Origin of the sequence: Frankia sp. ACN1ag (assembly GCF_001414035.1) — a bacterium.
Lineage (GTDB): Bacteria > Actinomycetota > Actinomycetes > Frankiales > Frankiaceae > Frankia > Frankia torreyi.
The window spans coordinates 13,119-30,203 of sequence record NZ_LJPA01000035.1 but is presented as its reverse complement, the minus strand read 5'-3'; the positions used below and the strand labels follow the sequence as shown (position 1 = coordinate 30,203).

6 protein-coding genes and 4 pseudogenes are annotated in these 17,085 nt (G+C 72.6%); 6 read left to right on the top strand and 4 right to left on the bottom strand.

The window, feature by feature from the left end; translation table 11 throughout:
- Positions 1–20 precede the first annotated feature (20 nt).
- Positions 21–4,634 (bottom strand): AAA domain-containing protein, encoded by a 4,614-nt coding sequence (locus UK82_RS25020; protein WP_236706409.1) that lies wholly within the window; start codon positions 4,632–4,634, stop codon positions 21–23.
- 450 nt (positions 4,635–5,084) lie between these two features.
- Between UK82_RS25020 and UK82_RS43350 the strand changes: the two are divergent.
- From UK82_RS43350 to UK82_RS25005, 6 genes and pseudogenes are all read left to right on the top strand, one after another.
- Positions 5,085–6,294, top strand: a pseudogene (locus UK82_RS43350) (NB-ARC domain-containing protein); the annotation flags it as partial.
- Between the two features lies 1 nt (position 6,295).
- A pseudogene (locus UK82_RS43345) lies at positions 6,296–9,160 on the top strand (hypothetical protein); the annotation flags it as partial.
- Between the two features lies 1 nt (position 9,161).
- A partial coding sequence (locus UK82_RS40010) for a hypothetical protein (protein ID WP_396230645.1) occupies positions 9,162–9,533 on the top strand: 372 nt, incomplete at its 5' end.
- A gap of 1,499 nt (positions 9,534–11,032) precedes the next feature.
- Positions 11,033–11,131 (top strand): annotated as a pseudogene (locus UK82_RS40005) (hypothetical protein); the annotation flags it as partial.
- 1 nt (position 11,132) lies between these two features.
- Positions 11,133–12,370, top strand: a 1,238-nt coding sequence (locus tag UK82_RS25010; RefSeq protein ID WP_236706408.1) for an ATP-dependent 6-phosphofructokinase, incomplete at its 5' end; no start/stop codon positions are given.
- Positions 12,371–12,803: 433 nt separating this feature from the next.
- Complete coding sequence (locus tag UK82_RS25005; RefSeq protein ID WP_063897568.1) at positions 12,804–14,429, top strand: FAD-dependent oxidoreductase; 1,626 nt, start codon at positions 12,804–12,806, stop codon at positions 14,427–14,429.
- Positions 14,430–14,486: 57 nt separating this feature from the next.
- On the opposite strand, the gene UK82_RS25000 is transcribed toward UK82_RS25005, so the two are convergent.
- The 3 genes and pseudogenes from UK82_RS25000 to UK82_RS24990 form a co-directional block, all read right to left on the bottom strand.
- A complete protein-coding gene (locus UK82_RS25000) occupies positions 14,487–14,996 on the bottom strand; it encodes a nuclear transport factor 2 family protein (protein ID WP_055409702.1) in 510 nt (169 codons plus the stop codon).
- Between the two features lie 222 nt (positions 14,997–15,218).
- Positions 15,219–15,551, bottom strand: a pseudogene (locus UK82_RS43340) (GNAT family N-acetyltransferase); the annotation flags it as partial.
- 695 nt (positions 15,552–16,246) lie between these two features.
- Positions 16,247–17,068, bottom strand: a complete 822-nt coding sequence (locus UK82_RS24990) for a carbohydrate ABC transporter permease (RefSeq protein WP_055409698.1) — start codon at positions 17,066–17,068, stop codon at positions 16,247–16,249.
- Positions 17,069–17,085 lie beyond the last annotated feature (17 nt).

Genomic DNA, 17,085 nt, shown 5'->3' with positions numbered 1-17,085 from the left:
CAGGGGGCAGGGGCCACGGGTCAAGGACCGGCGCCCACGTCCGGGTGGATGCCGAGCTCGTCCAGCCGGCGCCACAGGCCGTCGAGCGTGCGGGTGGGATGGCGGTAGAACTCCGAGCCGCGGATGCGGAGGAACGTCCAGCCGAGCCGCTCCAGGATCCGTTGGCGGCGCAGATCCGCCTCCCACTGGTCCGGGCCGTGGAACCGGTCGCCGTCGCACTCGACGGCGAGCCGGGGGCCGCGGACGCGCGCCGCGCCCGCGTCGGGCGCCGGCGGGCGGGGTGCTCCTTCGACGACGAGGTCGATGCGGTAGCGGCCGACGGGGTGCTGGGGGCGGACCCGGTAGCCACGGCCGAGGATCTCGCGCAGGACCGCGCGCTCGAACTCGCTCTCGCAGCGGTCGGCGAGCCGGCCCTCGGCCTGCGGGGTCGCACCGGCGTAGGTGTACTCGATGAGCTGGCGGCGGATGTCGTCCTCGCGCAGCGTCGCCGGGTCGACGGTGTGGAACACCCACATCTGGTTGCGGGCGCGGCTCGCGGCGACGTTGACACGCTGCAGGTCGCGGCGGCGGGTGGCGGCGGAGCGGTTGTCGTCGGCGACGACGGAGACGAACACGACGTCGCGCTCGTCGCCCTGGAACTGGTAGGGGTCGCCGACCCGCAACGCCCGCCGGGAGAACTCGCGCTCGCCGAGTCGCTCGACCAGAGCGTGCTCGATGAGCCTGGGCTGCCCGGCGCCGAGCAGGGTCACCACACCCATCGTCATCCCGTCGTAGGCGGGGTCGGCGCAGCAGGCGACGACCTGATCGACGATCGCCCGCGCCTCCACCGGGTTGGCGTCGCCGAACCGGGTCTGCGTCCGGGCGCCCTCGGTGACGCGCACCGGGCGCAGCGCGGCGCCGATCGCGAGCTCCGGATCCTCCCGCAGCGGCAGGATCTGATGGTCGTAGAAGCGGTTGGAGAACCCGATGATGTCGGGCAGGCAGCGGAAGTGCTCCTTGAGCACCACGGTCCGTGGGAACACCCGGGTGGCGGTGTCGTAAAGGCTCGCCTCGACGTCGAGCAGCGAGCGCTGGGCCACGTCGGGCAGGTGGGCGTCGATCAGCGCCCCGACCCGGGCCCGGTCGATCCCGACGGCCTCCGGGCTCGTCTGGGCGTCGTCGCCGACGACCACGGCGCGCCGACCCAGGCTCAGCACGCCGAGGGAGAGAATGTCGCACTGGCTGGACTCGTCGACGATCACGACGTCGAACAGGTCGTCGGAACCGGGGTCGAAGCTCTCCATCACTCGGTACGTCGGCATGATCCACACGGGTACGGCGCCCATCGCGGCCCGCATGTGCGCGCGGGCCTGCGCCCGCCAGTGCGGGGCGTACTTCCCGGTGCCCTTCCCCAGCCGGTCGAGGGCCTGCACCCAGCCGGTGAGCGCGCGGCGCTGCGGGTCCCCGAGCCGGGTGGCGAGCCCGAGGCGGGCGGCCCGACGGGCGGTGTCGAGCACGAGCCGGCGGGCCTGCTCGGAGGCGTCGCCGAGCTGGCGGCCGAGCAGCGCCAGGTCGCCGTCGGCGTGCAGGTCGTCGAGCCAGGTCTGCGCCTGCCGCCAGCGCCACGCCGCCGCCGCCCGCGCCGGGTCGCCGCAGGCGACGGCCTCGCCGGACCGGTCGAGGATGGCGTCGGCCCACAGCGGCGCCACCGCACCCAGGCGCTCCGACAGCCGCGTGCGCGCGGCGGCGTCGGGACGCAGCGCCGCCAGCCGGGCGGCCTCGTCGAGCAGGGCATCCCAGGCGGCGAGGTCGCGTCGGGTCAGTGCTTCGTGCAGCTCGCCCCACAGCCGGCCGGCCCGCGGGCGGCGGCGGCCCTCGTCAAGGGTCCGCGCCAGGGTCGCGAGCCGGTCGGTGACCTCCTGCTCGCGGCCCCGTCCGGCCGCCGCGGCCAGCAGGTCGGCGAGCCGGGACAGCGCGGCCGGATCGCCACCGTCGCCGGCGCCGGGAGCGACGGCGCCGGGAGCGACGGCGCGCAGCCGCACGGCGAGCTCCGGTCGGACCTGACGCTCCCAGTCGACGGCGTCGGCAAGGTCTCGGGCGGCCGTGTCGAGCCGGGTGAGGACGTCGGAGGCACCCGTGTCGACGGGCTGGCCGCCGAGCGCGGCGGCGATCGCGCCCTGGCGGGCCACCGCGGCGGCGAGGGTCTGGCGGCGGCGCACCTCGGCCTCGGCGACGGCCACGTCGTCCACCGTGTGCGGGACGAGCCCGTCGACGCGGACCGCGTCGCGCAGCTCCCGCAGCTCCCGCCCGCCGAGCCGCGGGATCCCACGGCCGGCGGCGTAGCGCTCGCGCAGCTCCGCGAGCAGGCGCAGGTGCACCCGCGGGTCGCCGTCCGGCACCTGGATCGGGTGGCCGAAGGTCCGTGCGGTGAGCCCGCGCAGCTGCGTGACCTCGGCGGCCAGCGCCGCGGCCTGACCGGCCCAGAACTCGGCCTGCGCGTCGGAGGCGGCACACTGCGCCCGGGCGGCGGCGAGCCAGCCGACCGACAGCCGCGCCGCCCGCTCGGCGCCGGCCCGCGTGTCGTCGACCAGCGCCCGCGTCGCGGACTCGCCGAGGGCGTCGAGCGCGGGCACCGACAGCCCCGCCTGTTCCAGGTCGGCGAGGCCGTCGCGGACCTCGTCGAGCTCGGCGTGCAGCCGCGCCAGGGCGACCGCATTCGGCAGGGCGGCGGCGTCCGGCTGCTCCTGGGCGAGTGCCCGCGCGTCGGCGGGACCGATCTGACGCGCCGTGCGGTACAGCACCGCAAGCTCCGCCGGGTCCAGCGGCAGCGCCCGGGTCGGGTCGAGCCGGTCGGGGATGAATGACAGCTCGCCCGCCCGTTCGGCGAGCCACGCAGCCACCGCCGGGGCCCGTTCCCGTCCGTGCGGCAGCTCGAACTCGCGGGCCTGGGCCGCCAACAGGTCGATCATGCGCAGTTCGAGGGTGCGGGCGTGGGCGCGGGCCGCGTCGAGTTCCTCGGCGAGCGCCTTGACGGCCGCCGTCTCCCGCGCGGGGTCGACGTCGCTGAGCGCCCCGGAGATCTCCACCACGGCGGCGCGTAGCTCGTCGAGGTCCGCGCGGCTCGATCCCAGCACGGCGACGCTCAGATCCCGCAGCTCCGGCGGAATCTTGTCGCGCAGCACGCCGAGTGCCTGCTCGTCCTGCGCGGTGACGAGCACGCGCTGCCCGTGCGCGACGAGATGGCAGATCAGGTTCGCGATGGTGTGGCTCTTGCCGGTGCCCGGCGGCCCCTGCACGGTCACCCCACGGGAGCCGGCGAGCTGGCGGGCGATCCGCTCCTGGTCGGCGTTGGTCGCCAGCGGCATGAGCAGCCGCTCGCCCAGGCCGACCGGCGTGCCGCCACCCGGCCCCGGCCGCGCGCTTGGATCGCCGTGATCCCAGCGCCCCGCGCCGGGCGGCATCCCGGTGCCGTCGCCGGCCAGCGCGTCGGCGACGAGCGCCTCGTCGGCGACCACGGACGCGATCGCCTCGGGAACGACGTCGCGATCGGTGAGGGCGGTGCGCAGGTCGGCGTAGAACTGCGCCTGCAGGGCGGGCCGCGGCCGCGCGTACAGCGCCCAGGTGTCGACGAGGACCGGCGCCGCGCCGGGCGACGGCAGCCCCGGCCCCGCGACCAGCCGGGCGTCCAGCCCGAGCGGCGCGATGACCTGGCGGAACACCTCCGCGCGGCCCGGGGCGTCCCACGGGTCGACCGGCGCGGCGCGCAGCCGGTCGCGCAGGGCGGAGAGCTCGTCGAGGCCGGGCAGCCCGAGGCCGTGCAGCGGCTCGGTCTCCAGGCTGGTCGGCCCGTCGGGATGCAGGCGGATGACGCCGGACTCGGGATCGAGTGTCGTCACCACTCGGGTGACGAGCAGCGGATGGCTGATCACGGCGTCGCCGACTCGCCAGCACAGCACGCCGTGCCCCCACACGAGCTCGGTGGTGGCGTCGTCGCGCTGCAGAGTCAGGCGCAGGTCGAACAGGCGCTGGTAGAGCGCGCGGGCGTCCCGCGCCGCGCGCGCCGCCGGCGCCCAGGGCCGCCAGACGTCGCGTACCCAGGCGTCCAGCAACGCCGCCCGGGGATCGGGCTCGTCCGCCAAGGGCGCCGCCCCGTGCCGGTCGGTGTCGCCCGGCTCGCCGGGTTGGGCCGTCGCCGGTTCCATCCCCGGTGACGCAAGGGCGCCGGCCGGCGACGCCGCCTCCACAGAGACCGCTGGCTGCGCCGGGACGGCTCCATCCGGAACATCGCCGACTGCGACGTTCGGGCCGATGCCGCCGATGCCGCCGATGCCGTCAGGGCCGCCCGCGGGCGCGGGGGAGGGCATCGTGGGTGGCGTGTCGGGGTTCACCCCGGTGGGGCCGAGGATCGCGTCGAGGGCTCGGGGCCAGGCGGGCGGCCGCGGCGGCGCCGTCCGATCGATCTCCAGCCACGAGTCCCGCCGGGTCGACGGGCCGAGGCGGACGTCCGCATGCGCGGGCACGGCGGCCGGGAGGATCGGGGCGGGGGAGTAGTCGGCGAGCTGACGGCGGGGGGCGCCGCGCCGCTCGGCGGCGAGCGCGGCGAGGTAGTCCAACAGTCGAAGCGACCGGCTGCGCACCAGGTCACGGGCAGACAACGGACATCGGCTCCTCGGACGGACGGCGGGGTCAGGGCGCGGCGAGCGCGGCCTGATGTGGTCCGCGCCTCCGCTTGAGCCGACACTACGGCCTGCGTCCGACAGCATCGCCGGTTTCCGACCGCCGAGCTGGCGTCGGACCCCGCCGCACCGCTGCGATCCCCTGGCCAACCTCTGGTTCGTCGAGCGGGCGGGTGCCCGGGGAGACGGGCGTCCTGGACGAGTCAGTCCTATCCGCTCAGTCGGGCATCAGCGCGGCCAGCGTGCCACCGCACCACGTGTCCGGACCCCGGCGCCGGTATTGGTTTCGGCGATCAAGGTGTGCCCTAAGGAACCGCGTCACGAGATGCGGCCCCGGCCCCGGACCGGCGCTCACAGTGTTCCGCGGAACCGCGCCACGCGTTGGGCGGATCCCCGGCCCGTGNCAGGGAGCGGGACGGCCGAAGCGCCATGATCCCCGGACTGTCCAGCCGGAGCCGGAGCGCTGCACCGGGTGTTATTTTGCTGCACTGTGAGTGTAGGGGGACGAAGCGTCACATTATTCGGTTTCACTGCCGGGCATCCGGGCACCGAATGCGCGGAGGCCGCCGCCGCATCCCGTTCCGGTTGGACGAGCGATGGGAGGTGGTTCGGGTGCGCGTCTTCCTGAGCCATACCGGCGAGCTGAGCCGGGTTCCCGCCGAGCGGTCCTGGGTGCAGGCAGCAGCCGATGCCGTCGGGCGGATGAAGTTCGCGGCGGTGGACATGGCATTCTTCGCCGTGGCCGACGCGCCGCCCGCCGAGGTGTGCGAGCGGGAGGTCGCCGGCTGCGACGTCTACGTGGGGATCATCGGTTTCCGGTACGGCTCCCCGGTCCGAGACCGGCCGGAGGTCTCCTACACCGAGCTGGAGTTCGACACCGCGACCCGGCTGGACAGGCCGCGCCTGATGTTCCTGCTGGACCCCGACCGCGTCCAGGGCGGCTACGAGCTGTTCATCGACCCGTCCCACGGCGACCGGCAGGAGGCGTTCCGTCGCCGGATCCTCGACAGCGGTGTCACCGCCGGCAAGGTCGCCAGCCCCGCCGATCTCGAGACGCAGCTCCTGCAGGCACTCGCCGTCCTCGCTGCGCGACCGGACGTCTCGCCCGGCCCCGCGGAACCAGCCGTCGAGGCGGAGATCCGCTGGTTGCCGGAGCTCACGGGCCGGGAGATCGACCGCACGGAGCTGGCGCTGGATGCCGCTCGCAGACTCGTCGAGCCGGCCGCGGACGGGCCCGCAGCGCCGATCGTCGCCCTGCACGGCGCCGGTGGCTTCGGCAAGACGACCCTCGCCCGGATGATCGGCCACCGCGACGACATCCGGGCCCGCTACCCCGACGGGGTGCTCTGGGTCGGCGTCGGCCCCGACCTGGCCGGGGTTCCTCTCGCAGAGACCGTCAACGGACTGTCGCGCCGCCTCGGCGACCGCTCGGTCGGCTCCTCCGATCCGGCGCAGGCCGGGATGCGCCTCGGCGAGCTGCTGGCCGAGCGGCGGATGCTGCTCATCGTCGACGATGCGTGGTCCGCCGATCAGCTCGCGCCGTTCCTGCACGGGGGGCACCGTTGCGGGCGGCTCGTCACCGGCCGTGACCGGTCCGTGTTCCCGTCGGAGGCGTCCGTCGTCGCGGTCGACGCGATGGNCCGGGAACAGTCGATCGGCATCCTGACCGCCGCCGTCCCCAACCTCGACGATGCCGCCGCCGACGCCCTCGCCGCCCGCTGTGGCGATTGGCCGCTGCTGCTGGGCCTGGCCGCCGGGGCGATCCGGACCCGCGTCGGCCGCGGTGTCCCCGCCGGCGAGGCCGTCACCGCGACCCTCGAGGGGTTCGCCGCCGCCGGACCCGGCGCCTTCGACGACGAACGCAACCGCGCCCGCTCGGTCGCCGCCGCCATCACGGCCAGCGTCGACATCCTTACCATCGGCAGCGACCCCGACCGGGTCGCCCGCTACCACGAACTGGCGATCTTCGCGGAGGGGGCGGTCATCCCGCTGCCGGTGCTGGAGCGGTTCTGGGCCGCCGGCGCCGGCTGGACCTCCTGGCAGACGGGCCGGTTCTGCGAGCTGCTCGACGAGCTCGCCCTGGCCCGCCTCGGCCAGGATCCGCCCGGCCTCGACCTGCACCAGGTCATCCGCGAACACCTGCGCCTCGCGTTGGGCGACGCGCTGCCCGCCGCGCACGGTCGCCTCGTCGACGCCTACCGCCGCGACCTGCCCGTAGTCGACGGCCGCACCGCCTGGTGGCTGCTGGCGGAGTCCGAGACCTACCTATGGCGTTATCTCCTCACCCACCTGCGCCAGGCCGCGGATCCCGGTCCCGAGCACGCGGCCGCGCCACGGGCCGATGCCGCGCCCCAGCCCGGCGACGAGGCCGAGGCCCTCGTACACGACTTGCGGTGGATCGCCGCCCAGTTTGAGCGGTCGGGCGCGGTAGCCGTCGAGGCCGACCTGGCTCGCTCCGCCGATCCGCAGCTCGGCCTGCTCGGGGACGTCATCGCCCGCTCGCTCAACGTGCTCACCCCGGCCCCGACCCCGGACATCCTAGCGCCTACCTTGCTCGCGCGGATGGCCTCGGACGAGCGCCTGAACAATTTGGCGACGGCGTTCGCCGCGACCGTCGACGGCGCCCGGCTTGTCCCGGTCTGGCCACAGCTCGATCGCCCTCATCCCGCGTTGAAACGTATCCTGTCCGAAGGACAGGCTAATGTCTCTGCCTTTGCCATCTCTCGCGATGGGCAGCGACTGGTAGTAGGGGAGAGTGAGGTGCTGTGGGCGACACGACCGCGGAATGTCTGGTTCTGGGACGTGGCCACCGGTGCCCGGCAAGGCGGGATCTCTGGCTATCCGTATGAGGTGGCTGCGCTCGCGGTCCACGACTCGGCTCGGGGATTGGTCGCGAGCGCGGATGGCTTGGGGCGCGTCCACGTCTGGGACATGGCTGCGAGGACGGTCTTGTTCTCAACCGACGACTCCGCCGGCAGAGTCGGTTTCCTGGACTTCACCCCCGATGGCCGGTGGCTGGTGGTGGGACATCGCGGCGGTCGGCAACTAGGCGATGACCGACCAGCTGCGACCGCTGCAGTACGGATTCTGGACAGTCGAACTGGCGAGCTGTATCGCACGCTCCCATATGGCCAGTCCGAGTTGGTCGGTTCTCGAGACGGGACGTGGCTGGCCGTGAGATCGGCGGATGGATTGCTCCGCCTGTGGAACATCGCCGACGACCTCGTGTTCGGGGTCCTACCGGCCGGAACCGGTGGCTCCTCGCGGACCGTGAACAAGTCCGTGTTCACGCCGGACGGCAGCAACCTCGTGGCGATCTCGCCGGACGGCCTGTTGCTCGCTACGGCGTCACAGCAGGCTGTGTTCGTCTGGGACATCGCAACAAAGTCCGTGCGTTCGAGTCTCACCGGCCACGATCACACAGTCTCCACCGTGGCATTCCTGCGGGACGGCGCGTCGATCGTCGTTGGCGAGTCGGTCAATGGCCGGGGGCCGGCGGCAGTCGGCTGCCTGTACGTGTGGAACATCGCGGACGGCTCGCTGATCGTCCGCCTGCCCGGGCACGCGAGTGGTGTGGGGGCGGTGGCGATTTCCCCGAGTGGCGACTGGATCGCGGCGGCCGAGGACATGTACCCGCAGGTTGGGGGCCGTGGCGGGAGGATCAAGATCTGGAACACGGCTGACTGGAGCCTGCGCGACGTCCTGACGGGACATCGAGAAATGATCACTGGTCTCCTGTCTGAACCTGGTGGCGGCTCGTGGCTCGCTAGCGTTGAGCGCAGCCCGACTGTGCGGATCTGGGACATCGGACGGAGGGCGACGGTAGACGCTCCGGGTCCCGATGCCGACGACGTCACGGATGTGGTGGGCGACGCTCTCGGCCAGTGGCTGGTATCCGGCCACGGGGATGGGAAGGTGCGCACCTGGAACCATGTCGGGGATGTCAGCGCGATTGTGGCCGCCCATGAGACCAAGGTGTCCGTCGTCCTGCTCTCTCCTTCGGGGGGCTGGTATGCCTCCACGACGCGATCGGACGAGGAGCAGATGTCTGTCTGGTCGGCGAAGACTGGTAGGCGGTTAGCGGGGATTCAGGCGAGGTTTCTCGACCGATCCAGACTGGCCGTGGCTCCGGACGGGAGCTGGCTCGCCATCCAATTCTCCAGGGAGGTCGGGCTCTGGAACCCGTACACCGGCGGGCTGATGGACGAATTCGAGACCGAGGGCCACACGAGGATCGCAGCCTCGGCAGTAGCCGGTGCTTCGAATGAACCCGCCGTGCTCGTCGTGGTGAGCTCCGGCCGCAGCGACGAAGAATCCTGTCGGATTTCGTTGTGGACCGCGGCTGCCGGCAGGGAGTTCGGGGTGGAGCGCCGCATCGACGGTGGAGTCGCTGACGTTGCGGTCAGTGCCACAGCCGGCGAGATCCTGCTACGAAGTGGCGTGGGGACGGTGACCCTTCTGGATCTACATACGCTCAGGCAGAGGGAGAATCCTGGCGGTCTCGGNCGGATCTCGGAGGCGGCCTACCTGCCCGACGGTTCAGGACTGCTCACCGTCGCGCATCGCGAGAGCGGAGACGACAGCCCGGTGACCATCACGGTCTGGGATCTGTCAAGCCGGTCGAGGACGAGTGTGTTCGACGGGCATGCGGGCGGGGTTACGGCGTTCGCGGTCAGTGGTGATCAGGCGATGCTCGCGTCCGTCGACGGGGCGAACGTGTTGCGGGTGTTCGATCTGCGCTCGGCCGAGAGGATGGCCGCCCTGCGGGTCCAGGGGCGGGTCGATAGCTGTGGCTGGCTCGGTGAGGCCGGGTCGCGCAGCGTGTGGACGTTTGGGCGGGGTGGCCTGCGGCTGTGGCGGCTCGACGTCCCGGGCTGAGCGTGCGCGCGGTCGCGGGTGGTCCGGCGGGTCTCCAGTCGGGACCGACTCATGGTTCGGACGGGGCTGGGGGATGCCGGAGGTCCGGGCACGGCGCGGCGGTCGGTCCCCACCGACACGCTCGCCATCGCGTCGGTGGCCGCCGCGCCGTGCCTGGTTGGCTCCGACCCGATCCCTCCGCGGGTCGCAGCCGTCTGCGTCGGGTGACGCCGCATCCTCGACCGCGGGTCCGTGCCGGACCCCGGTGGTGCGACGATCCCGAGCCCGGTGTCAGCCTGTCGCGCCCCCGTCCTGGTTCCGACCAGCAGGCGGCGTGAAGCCGGCGGCGACCGTCCGAGTGGGCCACCGCGGTGGGCGTTGCCCGCCGATCCGGCCGTGCCCGATGACGTGCACCGTGACCTCCCCGTCCGCTCCCGTGGTCGGCGTGAGCGTGGTTTGAGCTTCCCGGATCGGGCGGCGACGGGGCAGGGGCGAGCGGACCGCATCCGGGGCGCCGAAAGGCGCCGCCGCACCGGTCCGACCGGCCCCCGAGGAGGGGCCCGACGTCCTGTTGCCCAGCGGGATCGTCCTGCTCTCGACCGAAATCATCCTGGTGCCCGGCGAATCGTCGCCCGTTCCCGCAGCGGATCGGCCGATCGGCGGGCGGCGCGCGCCTGACAATCGGGCTCGGGCTCCGGCTCCGGCCGGCGGTGGCCTGCGTGTCGACGCCGCCCGTACGGGTGGTGAGGCGACGACACCCCGGGGTGTGATCCGGGTGGCTCGGTCGAGCGGGGGCCGTGGCTGCCCGGGCAGAACGCCCGTGTCCGGCAGATGCCAGCCGGATCGCCACCGGTCGTCGCCGTCATGTTCCTGACATGCCTCGGTGACGCCTGGCGGACCGTGAATCAGGCAGCTTTTGCAGCGAATGGTCTTCGGGCACGGTATTCCGGGTACGGCCCGATCGGACGGACGGAACGGGGGTGGACAGGAAGGTCCGCCGACGGGGCGGTCGGAGAACAGGACGGCCGGCGGACAAGACGGTCCGCGGACGGGGCGCTAGGCGGCCATGGGCTGCCCTCGGCGGAGGCTGGTGACGCTGGCCTCCGGTCGCATGGCGGGCGCCGTGAGCAGGGCAGTCGTGCTCCCATCCGCCCGTGGGGCCGGGGCCGGGTTCGCGCAGGTCCGACCGGTCGGACGGCCCTTGGCCGCGCGGGGACGGCCGCCGGCGCCGGGTCGGGCGGCCGGTTCTCCGGCGGGCACCGAGGTGTCCGCCGGGGACAAGTACAGGGCGGGTCCGAAGGGCCGTTTCGGCCGGTTTCCGGACGGTGAAGCACATGTTTCCGCCCGCTGGTGGCCGGGTTGGCCCGGCGATGCCCCCGTGACGGCTGGTTTGGCCCGGTAGTCTCGGTCTGGAAGAACTGGGATGATCGGCGGCGTCCGTCGCCGGCCCGCCCGGGGTATGTATGGAGCGAAGTCGCGAAGAGACGAAACGCCGAGCGAGACGTGAGGGCCGGGCAACGGTGGGTGCGCCACTGCTTGTGGATAATGCCGATCTGTCGGTGAAGACCCTGGGGGCCTGCCGGATAGATTCCCCTCTTATGCCCCTGTTGGGGGAACGGNCAACGACACAGCATTACATCGACGAGGCGGACAAGGTCCTCTACGACGACACCACGTCGATGATCGCCGCCCGGCAGGTCGATCTCGCGGAGCTACCGGGGTTCGAGCCGGCCGGTCCGCGTCGGAAGATCTACTTCGACCCCTCCAAGACCCGGGTCGGCATCGTCACCTGCGGCGGCCTGTGCCCCGGGCTGAACAACGTCATCCGCGGGCTGGTGCTGGAGCTGACCTCGCACTACCGGGTCCGGCGGATCTTCGGCTTCCGCAACGGGTACCAGGGCTTCATCGCCCGCTACGGGCACGACGTCGTCGACCTGACCCCGGAGAGCGTCGCGAACATCGACGACGACGGCGGGACGATTCTCGGCAGCTCCCGCGGCCAGCAGGACCCCGGCGAGATCGTCGACTGCCTCTCCCGGATGAACATCAACATTCTGTTCGTCATCGGCGGGGACGGCACGCTGCGGGGCGCCAAGGAGATTTCCCGGGTGGCCACCGAACGCGGCGAGAAGATCGCCGTCGTCGGCATCCCGAAGACGATCGATAACGATATCCCCTACATCGATCAGAGCTTTGGCTTCCAGACCGCCTTCGGCAAGGCCGCCGAGTCGATCCGTGTTGCGCATGCCGAGGCGACGTCCGCACCGGGTGGCATGGGCGTGGTCCGCCTGATGGGCCGGCATTCCGGTTTCATCGCCTGTTACGCGACCCTGGCGAAGAGCAACGCCGACGTCGTGCTCATCCCGGAGCTGCCGTTCAAGCTGGAGGGCGAGGGCGGCCTGCTGAACTACCTGCGCCACCGCGTGGTCGAGCGCGGGCACGCGGTCGTCGTCGTCGCGGAGGGCGCCGGCCAGGAGCTCATCACCGACCAGCCGGAGGGCTCCGACGCGTCGGGCAACCGCAAGCTGCACGACGTCGGCCCGGTGCTGTCCCGCCGGATCACCGAACACTTCGCCAACGAGGGCGTCGAGCTGAACCTGAAGTACATCGACCCCAGCTACGCGATCCGCAGCGTCCCGGCCAACCCGTACGACAACGTCTACACGATCCGGCTCGCCCACGCCGCCGTGCACGCCGCGATGTCCGGGCGCACCGAGATGGTCGTCGGCCGCTGGCGCCGCCGCTTCATCCACATCCCGATCGCCCTCGCCGTCAGCCAGCGCAACCAGGTCGACCCCGCCGGCGACCTGTGGATGTCCGTCCTCGAAGCCACCGGCCAGCCCCCCCACTTCGAGTAGCCCCCACCGCCTTTCCTTGTCTTTCCGGAGGGCTTGTCCTTCCAGCGGGACGAATCGGACACGAAGCCCTCTGGAAGGGCAAGGTTCCCGTCCATGGCCGGGGTCGACCCGGTGATCGACCTGTCGGGATGACCGGCAGGCTGGTCACCTGTTTCTGACAGCGAAGCCACGTTCGGAGAGCCGCGGCCGCGGCCGATCACCTGCGTCCTCGACGCCGCCGGCTCCGGCCGGACGCGGCAGGGTTGACGCCGGTTGCCCGCTTCTGACAGCGCGGTTATGTTCGGGATGCTCTGTTCCTCTTCCCGACGGGGGCGTACCCCGCCGGCCGGCCCCAGGCTGCGGTCCTCGAGGTTCCGCGTGCCCCGGGGCGGCGACGGCGCCGCCGCCGCCGCACGAGGACTCTCCACGCAGAGCCGCGATGACGAGGAGCCAGATGGACACGACCCCCACATCCTGGGACGAGACCACCGATGTCGTCGTGGTGGGCACCGGCGCCGCCGGGCTCACCGCGGCGGTCCGCGCCGCCGACGCCGGGGCGCGTGTGCTGGTGGTGGAGAAGACCGCCGTCGTCGGGGGCAGCACCTCGGTCTCGGCGGGGATCGTGTGGGTGCCGCTGAACTCCCACCAGGCCGAGTTCGGCATCTCCGACACCCGGGAGGAGGCGCTCGCCTACATCCGGCGGCTCTCCGGCCGGGTGGCCGACCCGGAGCTGCTGGAGCTGTGCGTGGACCGGGGCGCCGAGATGCTCGAGTACATCGAGACGCACACCCCGCTGAAGATGACGACCATGGCGAAGTACCCGGACTACTACGCCGCCTACGACATCCCGGGGAAGAAGTACGGCGGGCGCTCGTGCGAGCCGCTTCCCTTCCCCGTCGGCGAGCTGCTTCCGGACTGGGCCGCGCGCATCCAGACCAAGGTGGCCGTGCGCGGTCAGGTGGCCCGCAACATGCTTGCCGAGGACATCGGGCAGCGCGAGCGCACCCCGGAGGAGCTGGAGCGGCGCAACCGCGAGGACGTCCGCACGAAGGGCAGCGCGATCGTCGCGGGCCTGCTGCGCGGGGTCCTCGACCGTGGCATCGAGGTGCGCATGCAGACCCGCGCCGAGCAGCTCCTCGGCGAGGACGGCGTCGTGCGCGGGATCCGGGTGACCGCCGCGGACGGCACGACCTCCACCATCGAGACCAGGCGCGGCGTCGTGCTGGCCAGCGGCGGGTTCGAGTGGAACCGCGAGCTCGTGTCCGCGTTCATCGGCTTCGAGCTGTACCCGATCAGCCCCCAGCACGCGACCGGCGACGGGCAGATCATGGGCATGGAGGCCGGGGCGCTGCTCGGCAACATGCACTCGTTCTGGGGCTCCGGCGCGATGCTGGACCCGACCGACCTCACCCTCGGCGCCCCGCTGCCGACCTTCGACGACGCCCGGGCGGCCGGCGGCACCATCATCGTCAACTCCCACGGCGACCGGTTCGTCAACGAGGCTCAGCCGTACCACGACTTCGCCCACGCCTTCGGCGAGTTCGACGCGACGACGATCGACTTCCCGAACGAGATCGCGTGGATGATCTTCGACGAGGGTGTTCGCTCGCGCAAGCAGATCCTGTCGTTCAAGCCCGGCGACCCCATCCCCGACTGGGTCGCGACCGGCGAGACCATCGCCGAACTCGCCGAGAAGCTGGGCGTCGACCCGGAGCACCTCACCGAGACCGTCGCCGAGTTCAACAAGCACGCGGCCGACGGCGTCGACCCGCACTTCGACCGGCCGCGCGGGATGACCGGATCCAAGATCCGTCCCGTCGACCGCGCCCCGTACTATGCCGTGCGCATCTACCCGGGAACGCTGGGCACCAACGGCGGCCTGCGCACGGATGTCAACGGCCAGGTGCGCCGCGCGCGCGGCGGGGTCATCGAGGGCCTGTACGCGGCGGGCAACGCCGCGGCGAGCCCGCTCGGCTGGGGCTACCCCGGCGGCGGCACCACGCTGTGGACGGGCATGACCATGGCCTACGTCGCCGGCGAGCAGGTCGCCCACAGCCGGGCGCCCGTCGGCGTGGCCTGAACCGATCGACGGCGAGGCCGGGTCCGCACCGTGGGCCCGGCCTCGCCGCGCGTGGGGTCAGTGCGTCCGGGGGTCGTTCGGCGCAGAGTCGTTCGATGCGGGGTCGTTCGGCGCGGGGTCGTTCGGCGCGGGGTCGTTCATCGAGTCGGCGTCGAAGAAGGTGCGCAGACTGCGGATGAGACCGGCGTCGTCGAAGACGAAGTGCGTGGTGACGACGTTCTCGAGCCCGCCCCTGGCACCCGCGTCGATGACCGACAGCGTCGTGGCCACCGCCTCGTTGCCCACCACCGCGACGCGGTCGAGCCGGAACGCGACCGACCAGTCCGGCGGAATCCCCTCGACGAAGAACCGGTGCAGGGCTTCGGCCCCACGGGCGACGACATAGCCGGCCGGATCCTCCACGAGGCAGTCGTCGCTGAACAGCGCCTCGCGGCCCGCGACGTCACCCGCCGCGTAGCTGGCGTAGTACGCGGCGATCCGCGCGCGGGCGTCCGCCGGGCTGATGGTGGCCGGTACCGACGACACGAGCTTGGCCAGCAGGCGACCCGTGGATCCCTGGGCGGTCATGCGGCCACCGTCGACGGACCCACGGTCGTGTCATCGTTGCTCCACGCCTTGCGCACCTGCACATCCCTTCGACGCGTTCACCCTGAACGTCCCCGCTCGCGCGGCCTCTCCACCTTGCACCACCGCAGCCGCACGAGCACGTCAGGCGGTGCTGGGCGAGGCCGACGCGGACCGGATCGTCGCCGACCTGGAGGCGCACCGCGGAGAAGGGCGGGGGATCGGTCAGGGGCGGGTGAGGCGGGCGATGAGGCCGGCTCGCACGCCGGGCCATTCGGCGCGGACGATCGAGTAGTAGGCCGAGTCGCGGGCGGTGCCGTCGAGGGCGAGTACGTGGGTGCGGCGGACGCCCTCGAAGCGGGCGCCGAGACGTTCGATCGCCACGCGGGAGCGGGCGTTGCGCGCGTCGGTCTTCAGGCAGACCCGCAGGGCCGCCCAGGTGCCGAAGGCGTGGCCGAGCAGCAGCAGCTTCGCTTCCGTGTTGACGGCGGTGCGTTGGGCCGACGCTGCCAGCCACGTCGAACCGATCTCGGCCACCGACGGTGGGGCGCCCGCCGGGTCGGACGCCGTCGGAGCCTCGCGGGCCGGGGCGCTGGCAGCCAGGGTCTCGTGGGTGGGGGGGTGCTGGACCGGGGCTCCGGCAGCCGGGGTCCCGTCGGCGCTCGACGTGGCCACGGTCGTCCCGCCTGCCGCCGTCGTCCCGCCTGCCGCCGTCGTCCCGCCTGCCGCCGTCGTCCCGCCTGCCGCCGTCGTCACCACCGTGATCGTGGTCGCCGTGGCGGTCGTGGTCGTCGAGCTGTGGACGGCCGTCCCGGCGTCCGACGCCGTCGACCAGTGGAACGTGGTGGAGCGGCCTGCCGCGTCGGCGGGGCCCGATCCGGCGGGGCCTGGCGTCGGCCGCCAGAAGCCGAGGTCGAGGAAGCGGGTGGCGCCCACGATCCGGCCGGAGCCACCGGCGTCGCCACCCCGCTCCCGGAGCACGAGTGGGACCGCCAGGCCGCGGTCCCGTTCCGCGACGGCCGCCGCCACGTACCGGGCCATCGCCTCCGGGGTCGCCGGGACATCCGTGAACCCGTAGGTCCGCCGGTCCTCGGTGGCGGCGCGGACCAGACCGTCGAGGTGGCCGGTGTCCATCGGTTCCAGCCGCACGTGGCTGCCGGCGAGTATCGGCATGGTCCAGTCGGGGGGTGTCTCTGACATGGTGCCAGCATGGCGGTAGTCCGTCCGGGCCTACCACCGGTTTTTGGGCGTGGTCAGCGCAGCCCGGAGCGGACGAAGGCGTCGATGACCTGCCGCTGCATGGTGAGGTACAGCGCGAACACCGGCAGGCAGGCCAGGCCGGAGGCGGCCATCACCGCGCCCCAGTCGTCGCCCTCCTGGGTGAGGTAGCCGCGGATGCCGAGCTGGATCACCGAGTTCGCGCGCTGCAGCACGAGCGCGGGCCAGAAGTACTCGTTCCAGGCGGAGATGAACAGCAGGATCGACAGCGAGGCCAACGCTGGGCGCAGGTTCGGCACGACCACCGTCCACAGCGTCGTCCACGACCCCCGTCCGTCGATGCGGGCCGCGTCAAGCAGCTCGCGGGGAAACGCCTGCATGTGCTGGCGGAGCATGAGCACGGCCAGCGCCGAGCACAGGTTCGGCACGATGACGCCCGCGAGGGTGTTCAGCAGGCCCAGGTTCGACAGCACCAGATAGTTGGAGATCATCGTTACCTGGAACGGAATGAGCCAGGTCGCCACGAACGCCATGAACAGCACCGTCCGGCCGCGGAACTCCCAGGCGGCGAAGGCGTACCCGGCGAGCAGGCAGACGACGAGCTGGCCGGCGGCGGTGACGACGGCGATGACAAGGGTGTTGCCGAGCAGGCCCACGACATCCAGGCTGTCGAAGACCTGCCGGTAGTTACCGAGGCTCAGCGGCCAGGGCAGCAACGACTGGTCGAAGACGTCGCCGCGGCGGCGGAACGAGCTCGCGAACATCCAGTACACCGGGAAAAGGCTGATCAGGCTCACCAGGGCGAGCATGGAATGGCTGGTCGCGGCCCGCAGGCGGGATGTCCGCACGCTGCTCATCGGTCGTGTCCTCGTGT

Bases quoted from the DNA above. Each gene is read 5' to 3' on its own strand.
- UK82_RS25005 (WP_063897568.1), top strand. From the start codon at position 12,804: ATGGACACGACCCCCACATCCTGGGACGAGACCACCGATGTCGTCGTG.
- UK82_RS25000 (WP_055409702.1), bottom strand. From the start codon at position 14,996: ATGACCGCCCAGGGATCCACGGGTCGCCTGCTGGCCAAGCTCGTGTCG.
- UK82_RS24990 (WP_055409698.1), bottom strand. From the start codon at position 17,068: ATGAGCAGCGTGCGGACATCCCGCCTGCGGGCCGCGACCAGCCATTCC.